Source organism: Paenibacillus arenosi, assembly GCF_014841135.1.
GTDB lineage: Bacteria > Bacillota > Bacilli > Paenibacillales > Paenibacillaceae > Paenibacillus_B > Paenibacillus_B arenosi.
Genome location: NZ_JACYTN010000021.1, coordinates 1 through 14,540, shown reverse-complemented (window position 1 = coordinate 14,540; position 14,540 = coordinate 1). Strand labels below are relative to the sequence as shown.

Here is a 14,540-nt window from a genome sequence, read left to right as displayed (position 1 = left end):
CATATTACTATCCTTTATATAAAATAAGACCGCCCCGCATGGAACGACATTTCTATGATTAGACAAAGCTAACCATGGGGGATGTCGTTCACACATCGCGGAGCGGTTCAAGGAACGTATAACCTAATCTTTTCAATAACACTAGCAGTCTACATTAGAAAAGGAGAGAAGACCGAATGCAGATGCTGTCATGATGTTATTGGACTAATACATTGAATTGCGTAACAGCAATTATTGATTCAAGTTCGGTGCATGAACAGGAACTGTTCTTGCATGTGTTGCTTGCTCGAAGGAGTAAGCAAGGTTAAGCAATTTTTGCTCGCTGAACGCAGTACCGAAGAAGGAAATACCCACTGGCATGCCTGCTTCTACAGTGCCTGCAGGAACTGTTACTTCAGGGAAGCCTGTAGCAGAAGCCATATAGCCTGCTGCATATGTATCATATGCGTTACAAACGAATGTAGGATCTACTTTATCGAATGTGTTGGAAGCTGGGCAGGACATTGTAGGGAATACAATTGCGTCCAAATCGTAGTCATCCATAATTTCTTCGATTTCTTCACGCGTCTTAGGTACTTCACGTTTCACGATCTTTTTGTACTCTTTGGAGTTCAACGTGTCAGCTTTCTCCAAAGCTACTTTCAATCCTGCTACGCGAGCTGGATTAGCAGGTGTAGCAGAGTTCAACACTTCTGGAGATTCAAGAATAGCAATAACTTCTGCAAGCGTTTTAGGTCCGCCAGCTGGAAGTGTGCTCAAGTATGTCTCGAACTGACCCTTGAATTCAGCAGTGTCGATTGGCCCAAGAATTGGAGTCCAAAGGTAATTGGTTTGCTCAGAGAATGTTACAGGTACAACTTCTGTTCCCATGCTTTGCATTTTTGCAATTGCTTGGTTCGTAACTGCATCTACTTCAGCGTTGTCGCCGAAGAATTCAGTTGCTACACCAATGCGAGCGTGCTTTAACGCATTAGCGTTCAATTTGCTAGCATAGTCGCGAGCGTAACGGTTTGCGTGCTTTGTAGCTTTGTCTGCTTTGTCTTTTCCAGCCATTTCCGCAAGTACAATACTTGCATCTTCAACGCTGCGAGCCATTGGACCAACAACGTCTAAAGAAAGGGAAGAAGGAACTACGCCAGTACGGCTAGCCAATCCCATAGTAGGGCGGATACCAACTAGACCTGTCGTATGAGCAGGACCACGCACAGAACCGGAAGTATCTGTACCAAGACCGAATACAGCGAAGTTAGCTGCTACAGCTGCAGCACTACCACTGCTAGAACCGGAAGCATCACGGTTAAGGTTGTAAGGGTTAAGTGTCTGGCCGCCAAAAGAGCTGTAGCCCAATCTTCCGTAGGAAGCAGCAAGCTCAGACATGTTTGTTTTACCAATTACGATCGCACCAGCGTCAATTAGCTTCTGTACAACGAATGAATTTTTGCTCGGATATTCATTCTTGAGAGCAACAGAACCAGCTGTTGTAGGCATGCCAACAACGTCGATGTTATCTTTTACTACGAAAGGAATACCGTGAAGCTCGCTTCTTGGTCCTTTCGCCTTGCGCTCAGCATCAAGAGCTTTTGCTTGCTCAAGAGCTTTATCGTTAACCATTGTAACGGCGTTAATAGCAGGACCTTGATCATCGAAAGCTTCGATACGTTTCAAGTAGTACTCTACTAGTTCCTCCGAAGTAGTTTGATTGTTGTCTAATGCATAAGAGACTTCATTGATGCTTTTCTCAAATGGATCAAACGCAGCTTGCTTGCCTTGGGCACTTGCCACATTCCAAGGTAGAATGGTAGCAACTAGCATGATAGCTAGAAATGCTTTGAAAGTTGTGCTTTTTTTCTTCAAGTGTCTAGCCTCCTGATGTCATTTTTTTGAATAGGTCATAGTACTCATTTTTCTCCCCTATAACAATTATCGATATTTTCATAGAAAAAGTGAATAGAATCCGACAAAATACCTTTTTTTTCGTATTTTTTCGCTTTTTATTTCGACAATATATAACAAAAGTTGTTCTTTTGCCGATAGTAAGTAAGAGACCATACTCTATAGAAAATAAAAATGGGGGAGAACCAAGTTGAGAAAGAAAATACAGTGGAATTTAAAGCTTCAGCTACTGATTACGATGGTGATTCTTGTATTGCTATCGACATCATCGCTAGGCCTCGTAATAAACCAGAGAGTTAGCAGCGATATGAAGGATGACTTCTATGAAGCTACTCAAAAGGAAATTAAACAAGTTAGCAGTGCAATTGATCTGTACTTTACGACGATAAATGAATCTGTTCAATATTTTGCGAAGAGCCCGCTCGTGAAGCAACTCGACAGTTCTATTACTTCTTATGTAAATATGGTAGGAGCAGATGGTACGATTCAAATGACTCCAGCTAAAAACGGAGGCATAGAAGCTCAAATCTATAAATTCTTCTTGGAGTATTCCAAGACGCATCCAAACGTACATTATATTTATATGGGTACAAAGGATGGAGGATACATACAATGGCCGGACGGCACTTCTGTAGATAAGTTTGATCCGAGAACGAGATCATGGTACACCCAGGCTGTTGCGAATCCCGACAAAGTTCAACGTTCGGGAGCTTACGCGGCCCTTACAACAGGGGTTCCTATCGTCAGCTCTTCTGTGACGATTAAGGACAGTGCAGGTAACGTTGTTGGTGCTCAAGGTGTCGATGTAAGCTTGGACTTCTTGACGAAGACTATTAATAACATGAAGATCGGTAAAACGGGTTATGTGATTCTAGCTGACCAAACCGGTACGATTCTTGCTAATCCTAAAAATCCAAAATTGAACTTTAAAAACCTTAAAGATCTGGGTGTCGCAGAATTAGCAGATATCGACAAGCAAGCAGGTAAAAATTTTGAGCTTTCTATGGATAAGGAAGAATATACAGCTAGCGTGTATGTTTCACCGGAAAATGGTTGGAAGTACATCGCGGTTATGGACGAAAGCGAAATACAAGAATCCGTTGATGCCATCCAGAACATTATTTTAATTGTTATGAGCATTATCGCTGTTATCGCTATCATTGCAGCGCTGTTTGTCGCAAATGCGATTACGAAGCCAATTAATGCAGCTGTTGAGTACTTGAAACAAATCGGAAATGGTAATTTGACGATCGATATCCCAACATCCATGTTGAAAAGACGCGGTGAAGTTGGCGAGATGGTACGTGCTATTAAAACGATGAAGCAGGATGTCCAGCAAATGATTGGTGGTATCTCTACTTCAGGACAGATTGTTTCTCAATCGGCGACGAATCTGCAGGACAGTATGGATCAGACGCAAAAGGCATCTTCCTTGATTACGGAATCGATCATTCAGTTAGCTACTGCTTCGAGCGAAGAAGCCAACAATGTTATGGAAGGTTCTGAAAAAGTTGAGGAGCTTGGTGGAGCAATCGATCAAGTAACAGCATCTGCATCAGAAATTTTAGAGATTGCACGTCGTACAGCGGAGTTGAACCAACGCGGTATTTATATCGTTCAAGAGTTGGTTGGTAAATTCAACAGCACGCAGCAGTCCTCTGAGGAAACAGCACATGCCGTTAATCAAGTGAGTGCAAGTGCAGGTGAAATCAGCAGTATCCTTACGACAATTGTTGAAATTTCTCGTCAGACGAACTTACTGGCGTTAAATGCGTCTATTGAGGCTTCAAGAGCCGGTGAGCACGGACGAGGTTTCTCTGTGGTAGCGGCTGAAATACGCAAGCTGGCAGAGCAATCCGCTAACGCCGCGAATAATATCGGTAACATTATCTCAAATGTAAATAGCCAGGTAGGAGCAGCTGTTCAAGCGATTGGCACTTCCCGTGGGTTGTTTATGGATCAGGAAACAGCGGTTCGTGAGACGGAATCAATCTTCAATGATATTAAAATATCTGTAGATAGTCAGATGAATATGTCAACAGATGTCGATGATCATATTAAATTAATGATCGAGAAGCGTTATGAGCTTTCTGATGTATTCACGAACATTTCTGCGATTACAGAAGAAAATGCAGCAATTACGCAAGACGTATCTGCGGCAGCTGAAGAACAGTTGGCTACGATCGACGATGTAGCAGGTTACCTGACTCAGCTTAAGGGACTTTCTGAAGATTTGCAGGAAAACATTAAGAAGTTTACGATTAGTAATCAGTAAAGAGTTTCTGTGTAGGGAGTCTTATTGAAGAGTAAGGTTCCAATACAGAACAGTATGAAATATAAGCTAGCCAGTCCGGAGGAGCTCAGACTTCTCCGGGCTTTTTTATTTGAAAAAGGAGATTTAACTTTTTGGGCTTTATTCTACATGAGATACGATTCCTGCTATTGTGCATCTTTTTAGCGAACAACTCCTTTCAGTCACCGTTTTCATCCACTCCAATATTCTTTTCTGACAATTGTCATATGCACGTTCTGACAACCTACACTAATTGCTCCTGCCATCCTTCTACTACAATAAAGACATCAAGAACAACGACGAACACGAAAGCAAAGGCACGCATCGAGACAGATGCAAGATGTGCCCCTAACCATAACCATACATAGCGAAGGATGATAAATGATGACAAAAGTAAATGCGATTGAGTGCAAAAATCTAGTAAAGCAATTCGGTGACTTCCACGCCGTTGACCATATGAATCTAACATTTGAAAAAGGTAAAATCTCTGCTCTGCTCGGGCCAAATGGCGCAGGCAAGACAACGGCCATCTCGATGATGCTCGGGTTGATGAAACCAACCTCTGGCGAGATTCAAGTACTGGGAATGCCAGCTGGCACGAAGGCACTAAGACAGAAGGTTGGAGCGTTAACTCAAGACGTAAGAGCAGCAGATGGACTTACGGTAAAAGAAGTATTGGAGCTGTTCCGCAGTTACTATCGGAATCCAATGTCGTTAGAGCGTTTGTTAGATATCTCGGGCCTACACAGTGATGTGAAGCGAAGAGCGGCATCTTTATCTGGCGGACAACGTCGTAGGCTGGCATTCGCACAGAGCTTAGCAGGCAATCCAGAGCTTATCTTACTTGATGAGCCTACAGTAGCGATGGATATCGAAGCAAGAGGTCGCTTCTGGGAGACGATTCGCGCGTTAGCGAGCGATGGACGTACCGTATTGCTAACGACCCATTACTTGGAGGAAGCGGATGCAGTAGCGGATCATATCGCGGTAATCGCAAAGGGACGAGTAGTAGCAGAAGGCGCACCAGAGCAATTAAAAGCCCGAACGGCGCTGCGTACCATTTCGTTCCGAGCGACGAATGCACCGGAAGAGCAAGTATGGCTCACACTACCTGGCGTAGAAAAGGCGGAGTGCAACGGAGAACGAATTCGCCTCCATGCTCAACAGACAGATGAACTGTTGTTTACACTGATGCAGTCAAAATGGGGAGTTACCGATATTGAGGTGCAATCGGCTAGCTTGGAAGATACATTCCGCAGCTTGACGGCTTGCTAGTCTACACATAGGCTAGACGATTTAAATAAGATTCTACAAAAATTAATCGGAGATATCCTAGGAGGAATATAGATATGTTGAAGATGTTCATGGCCCAAACGAAAGCAGAAAGTATTCGAATCGTGCGCAGTCCATTTTTCCTACTTTTCTCGATCGCAATGCCATTGGCTTTCTACTTCTTGTTCACAAGTATGTACGGCACAGATAAATCGATTGAATCGACAACATGGGGCGTATTCTCCCTTATGTCCATGACCGCATTTAGCTTGATCGGCACAGCAGTTAGCCAATTCGGAATCCGTCTTTCTTTTGAACACCAAGACGGTTGGGTACGCCTGCTTCGCCTGACTCCGCTAACGCCAGCAGTTTGGCTTGGTAGTAAGCTTGTCGCTCAAATGGTCATTCACTTGGTTGTCATCGTCATTATTTTCTCGTCTGCTGGTTTTGTACATGATATTCAACTTACAGCGACGCAATGGATTACTTGTGGATTGTGGTTATGGATTGGCAGTATTGCTTTCTTGGCACTTGGCGCTTTACTAGGAACACTTAAAAATGCAAATACATCTGTAGCCATCGGAAATGTGCTGCAAATGGGTCTTGCGATCCTCGGTGGATTGTGGATGCCGCTTAATGGCTTACCTACTTGGATGCAATCGATTGGAGAATGGCTTCCGTCCCACCGCTATGCGAATGGAGCATGGAATATGGTTGCTGGGCGAGCACCAGAAGTGATAGATTTCATAATTTTGGCAGGATTTGGAGCCGTGTTTATGGTAGTATCGGTTTATATCTTCAATAGACGGGAAGCGGTATAAATGAATAAAGAGAGATGGCGCCTGTTTCCGAAGTCGGAGGGAACAACTCCCTATTTTTCACTAGCCAATATTATCATTCCAACTTACTTTCTGTTTCAAGAGCCACCGAACTTACGGTGGCTTGGTTTTGTTTTATTTATTTTATACGTCTTTTTGTTTCGACAGATGCACTTCTATACCAAATGGGCTACGCATCTCCTGTTTGCTCAGGTAGGTATACTGCTCGTTCTAGCAGCTACGCTCCATCCTGTATATGTGTTTCTCGGATTTATGATAGCTCCGTCGCTTAGTAAACTTAAGCTACCGCTATTAATTTCTACCACCGCTGCGTTTGTTATCGGTTTAGGAGTGAGTATATCTCCTTATTGGGAGCAAGGTGGCGTCCAACTATGGATTGGATTATTTACACCGCTATTTGGCGTCTGTGTGTTACCTTATATTATTCGAGCGTCCAACCTGTATCAGCAGAAGTCTTCAAGACTGAGAGCGGATGCGGCGGGTCGTACGGCACAGCAGGAAGAGCGTCAGCGCATTGCTAGCGAATTGCATGATACATTGGGACACACGTTGTCTTTAATTGCTTTAAAAGGGGAAGTTGTTGAGAAGCTAATTACTCGCAATCCTGAGAGGGCACTACAAGAAGCGCGTGAAATACGTGAAACAGCACGTGGGGCATTAAAACAAATGCGTGAACTAGTTACCGAGATGAAAGTGGCATACTTCGTTGATGAATATTATCATGCCTTATCGCTTTGCTCGGCAGCAGGAATTTCATTAACCTTTTATTATCAATCCGTATCAAACGGAGGCAATACCTCTACGTATATGGAAAAAGAAGCGGTCGCGGAAATAACGTTACCGTTAACTCCTCTTCAGGAGACGATATTGGCAATGTGCTTCCGAGAGACGGTAACCAATGTAGTTCGTCATAGTCGAGCTTCAAGTTGCCAAATTTATATGGAAATCGAAGACGGAGAAGTTAGAGCCGTTGTAAAAGATGACGGCGTAGGGGCTGATCCAGAGAAGCTTTATACGAGCAGCAATGGGATGGCAGGACTGCGGCAGCGGCTCCTTTTAATAGATGGCCAGATGTCGATGTCTTCATCTCCAGGTAAAGGAACAGAAATAACGTTACATATTCCACGAGTTATTCGCAACGAGAAGGTAGGTGCAGGGTAAGTGATTCGCATTATTTTGAGTGAAGATCAGAAGTTGTTGCGGGGAGCACTAGCAACGCTGCTCTCTTTGGAAGATGATATCGAAGTCGTTGGGCAGGCTGAGAACGGGGAAGAGGCACTTTCTCTCATCGTGCAGCATCAGCCAGATGTAGCGGTTATGGATATCGAAATGCCGCTAAAGACGGGATTGGATGTCGCAGAGGCCATTCAGAAAATGGGCTCCGATTGCCGTGTCATTATTTTAACAACGTTTGCTCGTCCCGGATATTTTCAACGAGCCATGCAGGCAGGGGTGTATGGATACTTGCTCAAAGATACGGGCAGTGATGAGCTGTCTGATGCAATACGCAAGGTGTATCAAGGGAAGCGGGTTATTAATTCTGAATTATCGCTGGCTGTATGGGAGAATCCATGTCCATTGTCGCCTCGTGAAAAAGATGTTTTGAAGCTAGCCGCTCAAGGTCTAACTCTTCAGGAGATTGGAGCGCAGTTGTTCCTTTCGTATGGAACGGTCCGCAACTATATGTCCGAAGCGACTGGGAAACTAGGAGCAAACACGAGAATTGAAGCGATAGAAATTGCACGCAGCAAGGGATGGTTGGATTAAGCAGGGGATGAAACATCTACAACCGCAGTGAACTGCGTCTCCAATGTTAGTGGTGTCTGACTATGGGGGCAGTTCATATTGGTTGTGAATGATGTTCATTTGACAAGGGAAAGTATATTCCGACACAATCTTATTTTTAATTGAGGATGAAATAGTTCTAAAGACATTTGAATAAGATGAAATCAATAGATTACTATGTGTGTATTACCAAATGAAAACTAGTTTGAATGATAATTTTCATATCTGTTAATTGTTCAACCTGTTTAACGACCCCACTACTTCATTTTTTAACGATTACACCTATCATATAGTTGCCCGATTTTTTAAACCCCACAGGTAAGACTCCACTTTACTCTCGTAATTAAGCGCAGTGTCTTCCATTATGCAGTCATACAAAGCCGATATGAGCTAGATTCAATTATCGATTCATGATTATCAGCGATATGGTAGTCAAGTTTGAGCTGCAAGAAAAAGCTATGCGCCTTAGTAAGTCAGCTAAGCTGATTTTATGTAAGGGGGGTGGTTTCCATGTGAGGTTCAGGGTATGTACCGACATATAGGAATGAAATAAGTAGTCCTATTCGTTCACAACTAACTATTTGAAAAAGGAGAATCGAACTTATGGAAACGATCCGACGTGCGGGGAAGATTCGGAATAAGCTGGCTACAATGATGTTGATTCCTACTGCGATGATGGTTATATCACTGTCTGTTACCCCTCCAGCTTCTGCAGCTACTGTTAGCTTATTGGGATGGGACTTGGTCGACTCGAGCAAACAGATGGAATGGGACGGGAGTTCAGCTTATTTATCTCAATTCAATTCTGGTGTGAGTATATGGAATAGCCATAAGAGTGGTGTTATTCGGAAAGATACAATTACAACGTTACAAGATGTGGCCATTTCCGATTACTATGAGGTAAGTTCAACTGCTGGTGTGACAAGCTCGGCAGGCACGATTAGATTTAATAATTATCAAATGGCGACTTATACTTCTACCAAGAAACTAAACGTAGCGATTCATGAAATTGGTCATGCGCTTGGGCTAGGCCATAATACAAGTGCAGATGTCATGTATGCCTATGTATCCAATAATACGGCACTAAGTGCCAATGACAGAGCGTCTTACAATGCGGCTTACTTAACTTATTAATCGTGAGGAGGATAAGTATGATGGTCATGAAACCAAAAAAATGGCTAGCTCATCTATTACTGATTGCGGCGCTGTCTATGTTGTTGGCTGGTTGTACAAGCAATGAACAAGAAACAAGCTCAAGTAACCTCCCAATCCATCATTTACACGGCACCTTCTCTATTGATGTACATGATCCAAAGGCAGTTGTTGGCGATGCTGACTATGTATTTGTTGGGCGTGTCGATAAGCTGGTAAACACGGAATATAAAAATGCGGTAACACTTGAAACCGAAACGGGAACGAAAGAAGTGGCAAGTCCGTATACGAATTACTCCATTACGATTCTTGAAAACTTGAAAGGTGAATTGCAAACAGGGGTATCCAATCCGGTGCAAAAATCTGGCGGAGTAAATGAAGACGGTGCTTCAATCGTACTATATGAGGAAGACATTTTGCCTCAAGTTGATAACGTTTATATCTTTGTGGCTTACGCACAAAAAGATGGTTCGTTACTCGTTTCAGGTCCGAACTCTACGATTGCTGTGCCTGCCAATGGTACAATGAGTGAGACTAACTTGGCACGCGTTGCTGAGACGAATGAGTATCAGACGTATTCGAACGCGGTTAACAATGAAAAGGATTCAGTTCGTGAAAGATTCGTTTCAAAGTTTGATACGCAGAACAAGTAGTTCACAAGGATGAAACCTTCGCATTTGCGGAGGTTTTTTTGTTCGTGTAACCTATTACATATGTTTGTTTGATAACAGGTCTGTGTTAGACCTAGGAAAGGAGCGGCTATTTTGAAAGGTGTAGAAACGGATCGTTTGACCCTTCGTAAGCTGACCATTGAAGACGCGGAGTTTATATATAACCTTCTAAATAATCCATCGTGGTTGCAATTTATTGGCGATAAAAATGTGCAGACGCTTGAAGATGCACGTGACTATATATGGAATGGACCTGTTGCGATGTATGAGCAATTAGGCTTTGGTATGTACCTTGTGGAGTTAAAGACGGAAGGGACCCCTATAGGAATATGTGGGCTTATCAAGAGAGAATGGCTGAAGGACGCCGATATTGGTTATGCATTTCTTCCTGATTTCTGGGGAAAAGGATATGCATATGAGGCAGCTTCAGCTGTGATGGCATATGGAAAAAATGGTTTTGGGTTTAAGTACATTTTAGGCATCACTTCTATGGATAATGAGCGTTCCATACGATTACTTGAAAAGCTAGGGATGAAAGAGGAAGGAACCGTTCAATCGCCTAGTGATGATGAGGAACTGAAGTTGTATATATCTGAAGAGGAGTAAGTGGAAAAACCACCTACATAAAACCATTTTATAGAAAAGAGCCAAATAAAGTAATAAAAAGCGAACTTGCTCTATATAATTTCTGTGTAAGGCATTTACAGAAAAGGAGTGGTTGGTTTATGAAATTGGTGAAAAAGATTGCAATGGGTGCAACGGTTTCTGCTTTTGCTCTATCTTTGATGGTTTCGTCAGCGCTAGCTCAATCTGGTCAGTCTTCTCAAACTAGCAATGATGTCGGTGCTTTGAGCCCGATTATTTTTGAAGGTGTTACTTATGCTCCTGGGGATGCAAAGTTCAAAGCCGTTCTGAATAAAGTCAATCATACCGTTGTTGAGAGTGACGGTACGGCTTATGGCTATGTGAACGCAGCTGATGCAGATAAGCACGTTAACGAAATCGTCGCCAAGTTAAGTGAGGAAGTTGGCACATTGGAAAGCAATTATATTTCATCTTTCTGGTGGGATGCAAATTATTCTGGTGCCACATTTGAGCTTGCAAGTGGTTGGAGTTTACCAAGTTTAGGAGCTTGGAATGATGAGATTTCCTCTGTAAAATCAGCAAACCTGAGAGGAACAAGATTATACCAACATATTAACTATGGTGGCGACTCCATTTACTTAGCTCCTAATCAAAATGAAAACAGATTAAGCGAACGTAATTTTAACGATAAGGCATCCAGCATTAGAGTATATTAATACGTAGAATAACCATAGCTTAACGATGTGCACCTCTTAGAATAGGCATTGGAAACCCTTTGGTTTCACCGATGAGTTCTAGGAGGTGCATTTTGCTGCTCTACCCGCTCAATATAACGGCTATGTTAACTATTTACTGAAAAGGAGTAGATACATGTATGAAAATATTGAAAAAGCTCGCAATGGGTGTAACGGTATCTGCACTTGCTCTATTTTTGCTGGTGTCATCAGCGCTAGCTCAATCTGGTCAATCGTTGCAGGTAAACAGTGATGGTAATGCACTGATTCCAATTATTTTTGAAGGTGTTACTTATGCTCCTAGCGACGCTAAGTTTAAGGAAATTCTGAATAAAGTTAAACATACGGTTGTAGAACGTGATGGTAAGGCGTATGGCTATGTAAACGCAGCTGATGCCGATAAGCATGTTAGCAAAATCATTGCTGACCTAAGTGAAGAAGTGGGTATACTAGAGAGTGATTATGTTTCCTCTTTTTATTGGAATACGAATTATTCTGGTGCCCGATTAGATGTAGAAAGTGGGCGTAGTTTAGCTACTTTAGGGATTTGGAATGATGAAATCTCCTCCGTTAAAACAGCAAACTTGAGAGCAACAAGGCTATATGAACATAGTAACTTCGGTGGAGTATCCATATTCCTGCCCCCAAATACAAATATAAGTAACTTAGCAAGCCTTAACTTTAACGATAAGATATCTAGCATTAGAGTGTATTAATCATTAGTCGAACTCCCGGGCCTAGAAAGCTCGGGAGTTTAATTTGATCATACTGATTAAGTAAGAGAACAGTCTTGCTAGCATCGTTTTCGTTACTTTCTGAATTTCTTAAATAGTTTTCATCGGTTTATCATTACATTGTCATCTTCTTTTAATCGCTCTGTTACTTCTCGCGGGCTGTACAGACAAAAAGGCGGCAGAAACGCCTAAGACAACAGAGAAACAAGTAGGGACGCAAACACAGGGGAATCAAGGGACAACTGAAAATAAAAAAGAAGAGCAATTGCAAGATGGGCATGAGAACGAAGTTGATCTTACAACATTTATCAGCAAAGAAGGTGGATTCTCATTGGTTCAACCGGAAATGTGGAATGACAATGTGGCTGCGGTTGAAGGTAAAAATGCTGAGATGAAAGCAGAGTGGGAAACTTCTTTCCACATTCTAGTGGACGGTAAAGTAGACAAGGAATCTAGTGCTCTGATGACGATCACGAAGCTGACTAAAACAAACTATGATGCAATATCTAAAGAAGAAGGTCCTACGATTGGTGACAAATTAGGCGAGAACGATAAGTTCGTTTGGGTGATGTCTACACCACAAGCAAATCCTTACGAAGAGAAGTCTGATGAATTCAAGAAATTCAACGACATGATGTTGGACTTCGAGTTTGTTAAGAAGAATTTCAAAATGAACAACTAATTGATATTATTGATCGAGTCTGATACAATCAATTTTGCAAACATCGACATAATGCAAGTAGTTTTTGGCTGCTTGTATCATATAAATTGGGGGCAACCCCTTATAGCAGAAGCTCCTTTTTATGAATTTCATAAGAAGGAGCTTTTTGTATTCTCTGGATGGTATATAATGCATTGCTATGGTTGTTCACCATTTACACACCAACTGTTAATAGATCTGTTACAACTGATATCAATTGTGTTGATATAGTATTGTATATGAAATGATAGGACTATACGGATGGAAAAATAGAGTTATGAAAGGTAAGGAGAGCAAACCATCATGAATAACATGAAGCACCTTAAATCAATTATCGCCATCTTAGCTGTATTGGCACTCGTACTCGTTACAGGCTGTACAGATAATAAATCAGCTGAGGCTTCACAGATAAAGGATAAGTTGTTGAAAGACACTAGCCAAACGAGCAATGAGGAGCAGCCTGAAAATAAAGTGCAAATTAAGACGTTTGTAAGTAAAGAGGGCGGCTTCTCTTTGAAGCAGCCTGAAAAATGGAACGGTTATGTTGGCGCGATTGGTGAGAAGGGTGATCCCATTACAGGTGCGACGTGGGAAACTTCCTTCTACCTCTTGAAAGATGGAAAGCCGGATATAGATGCTGGATCTATCATGACCATAACCAAACTGCCGCGAGCACAGCACGATGCTATCGTAGCGGAAGATGGACCATCAGCATCACATATACTGGGTGAGAGTAAAGAGTATGTTTGGTTGATGACTACACCTCAATCCAATCCTTATGATGAAAAATCAGAAGCATATAAGAGATTTAATACGATGCTTGTGGATGGGGAATTTATTAACATGCATTTTAAAGTCAATAACTAATGTATATTCATAGCTGTAATCGAGCCGTATGTGAGAGGAGAGTTATCAGTGATTCAATTTCAGAATGAACAGGTAACGGTGTTTCAAAGTGTTTTGTATCAGACAACCTCAACGGTTATCCAAACAAAAGACATAGTACTCCTCGTAGATCCAAACTGGCTGCCCAATGAAATAGAGGAGATTAAGCACTTTTTAGATACGATTAAAGGCGAGCGAGATACGTATCTACTTTTTACGCATGGAGATTTTGACCATATTATCGGCTATCAAGCGTTTCCTGCTGCAAAAGTCATTAGCAGTTCAGCACTAGCTAACAGTTCAGAAAAAGAGCAGAGGCTCGAAATGATCCGTGAGTTTGATAATAAGCACTATATTAGTAGAAATTATCCTATAGCGTTTCCAAAGGTTGATGTGATGATCAATGAAGATGGGCAGCGGGTATGTGTAGGAGATACCACTCTTACTTTTTATCTCGCTCCGGGACATACGGAAGATGGATTGTTTACAGTTATTGAGCCGTTAGGCGTGATGATTGCTGGAGACTATTTATCAAATTTTGAGCTGCCCTTTATTTATCAGAGTGCGAAAGCATATAAACAAACGATGGAGAAGGCGTATCACATTTTTACTAACCATAAGATTCAATTACTTGTGCCAGGGCATGGACAAGCTACTACGGATTCCACTGAAATGAAGCGGCGCTTGGATGTGGCAGCGAATTACTTGGAGCGCTTGTGTCAGGCTGTAATGGCAGACGATGAGCAGGCTCTTGATTCTCTTTATAACGAGCATGCGTTTCTATCTTCTTTCACGAAATACTGCCATGAGGAAAATATAGCGATTATAAAAAGAGAATACACGTAAAAAAAGACACCTCCGGGTGTCTTTCATCGTTGTACGCCCAGCATGGGCGTCATCTCTAGGGTGAAAGTCCCGAACGGGGGCTGGCGAACGCCTACCGTTAGCCAAGAGCAAGGGTGTCTGTCGTGAGGCAGAATCTGAAGGAAGCTGGAGG

Annotated in this window: 14 protein-coding genes; 13 read left to right on the top strand and 1 reads right to left on the bottom strand. The window is 42.3% G+C overall.

Annotated elements, in window-relative coordinates; all coding sequences use genetic code 11:
• Nucleotides 1-231 precede the first annotated feature (231 nt).
• Nucleotides 232-1,854, bottom strand: coding sequence for an amidase family protein (locus IFO66_RS18670; RefSeq protein WP_192026626.1), 1,623 nt, complete (start codon nt 1,852-1,854; stop codon nt 232-234).
• Nucleotides 1,855-2,083: 229 nt separating this feature from the next.
• Between IFO66_RS18670 and IFO66_RS18665 the strand changes: the two genes are divergently transcribed.
• The 13 genes from IFO66_RS18665 (at nt 2,084) to IFO66_RS18605 (ending at nt 14,389) form a co-directional block, all read left to right on the top strand.
• A complete protein-coding gene (locus IFO66_RS18665; protein ID WP_192026625.1) occupies nt 2,084-4,168 on the top strand; it encodes a methyl-accepting chemotaxis protein in 2,085 nt (694 codons plus the stop codon).
• A 402-nt stretch (nt 4,169-4,570) separates the two neighbouring features.
• Nucleotides 4,571-5,461 (top strand): ABC transporter ATP-binding protein, encoded by an 891-nt coding sequence (locus IFO66_RS18660; RefSeq protein ID WP_192026679.1) that lies wholly within the window; start codon nt 4,571-4,573, stop codon nt 5,459-5,461.
• Between the two features lie 74 nt (nt 5,462-5,535).
• Nucleotides 5,536-6,279, top strand: a complete 744-nt coding sequence (locus IFO66_RS18655; protein WP_192026624.1) for an ABC transporter permease — start codon at nt 5,536-5,538, stop codon at nt 6,277-6,279.
• The gene (locus IFO66_RS18650) at nt 6,280-7,458 is read left to right on the top strand and encodes a sensor histidine kinase (RefSeq protein WP_192026623.1); all 1,179 of its coding nucleotides are present in this window, start codon (nt 6,280-6,282) and stop codon (nt 7,456-7,458) included. It begins immediately after the preceding gene.
• Nucleotides 7,459-8,064: a response regulator gene (locus IFO66_RS18645; protein ID WP_192026622.1), complete on the top strand. Its 606-nt coding sequence runs from the start codon at nt 7,459-7,461 to the stop codon at nt 8,062-8,064. It begins immediately after the preceding gene.
• A gap of 621 nt (nt 8,065-8,685) precedes the next feature.
• Complete coding sequence (locus IFO66_RS18640) at nt 8,686-9,216, top strand: matrixin family metalloprotease (protein WP_225445890.1); 531 nt, start codon at nt 8,686-8,688, stop codon at nt 9,214-9,216.
• Between the two features lie 17 nt (nt 9,217-9,233).
• Nucleotides 9,234-9,887 carry a hypothetical protein gene (locus IFO66_RS18635; RefSeq protein ID WP_192026621.1) on the top strand — a complete coding sequence of 218 codons (654 nt, stop codon included), beginning with the start codon at nt 9,234-9,236 and terminating at the stop codon, nt 9,885-9,887.
• Nucleotides 9,888-9,998: 111 nt separating this feature from the next.
• The gene (locus tag IFO66_RS18630) at nt 9,999-10,511 is read left to right on the top strand and encodes a GNAT family N-acetyltransferase (RefSeq protein ID WP_192026620.1); all 513 of its coding nucleotides are present in this window, start codon (nt 9,999-10,001) and stop codon (nt 10,509-10,511) included.
• 119 nt (nt 10,512-10,630) lie between these two features.
• A complete protein-coding gene (locus IFO66_RS18625) occupies nt 10,631-11,206 on the top strand; it encodes a peptidase inhibitor family I36 protein (protein ID WP_192026619.1) in 576 nt (191 codons plus the stop codon).
• Between the two features lie 158 nt (nt 11,207-11,364).
• Entirely contained in the window at nt 11,365-11,940 is a 576-nt protein-coding gene (locus IFO66_RS18620) for a peptidase inhibitor family I36 protein (RefSeq protein WP_192026618.1), read from the top strand.
• Between the two features lie 349 nt (nt 11,941-12,289).
• The gene (locus tag IFO66_RS18615) at nt 12,290-12,640 is read left to right on the top strand and encodes a hypothetical protein (protein WP_192026617.1); all 351 of its coding nucleotides are present in this window, start codon (nt 12,290-12,292) and stop codon (nt 12,638-12,640) included.
• 321 nt (nt 12,641-12,961) lie between these two features.
• Nucleotides 12,962-13,525 carry a hypothetical protein gene (locus tag IFO66_RS18610; protein WP_192026616.1) on the top strand — a complete coding sequence of 188 codons (564 nt, stop codon included), beginning with the start codon at nt 12,962-12,964 and terminating at the stop codon, nt 13,523-13,525.
• A gap of 48 nt (nt 13,526-13,573) precedes the next feature.
• Nucleotides 13,574-14,389 carry an MBL fold metallo-hydrolase gene (locus tag IFO66_RS18605; RefSeq protein ID WP_192026615.1) on the top strand — a complete coding sequence of 272 codons (816 nt, stop codon included), beginning with the start codon at nt 13,574-13,576 and terminating at the stop codon, nt 14,387-14,389.
• The last annotated feature ends 151 nt before the right edge of the window (nt 14,390-14,540 follow it).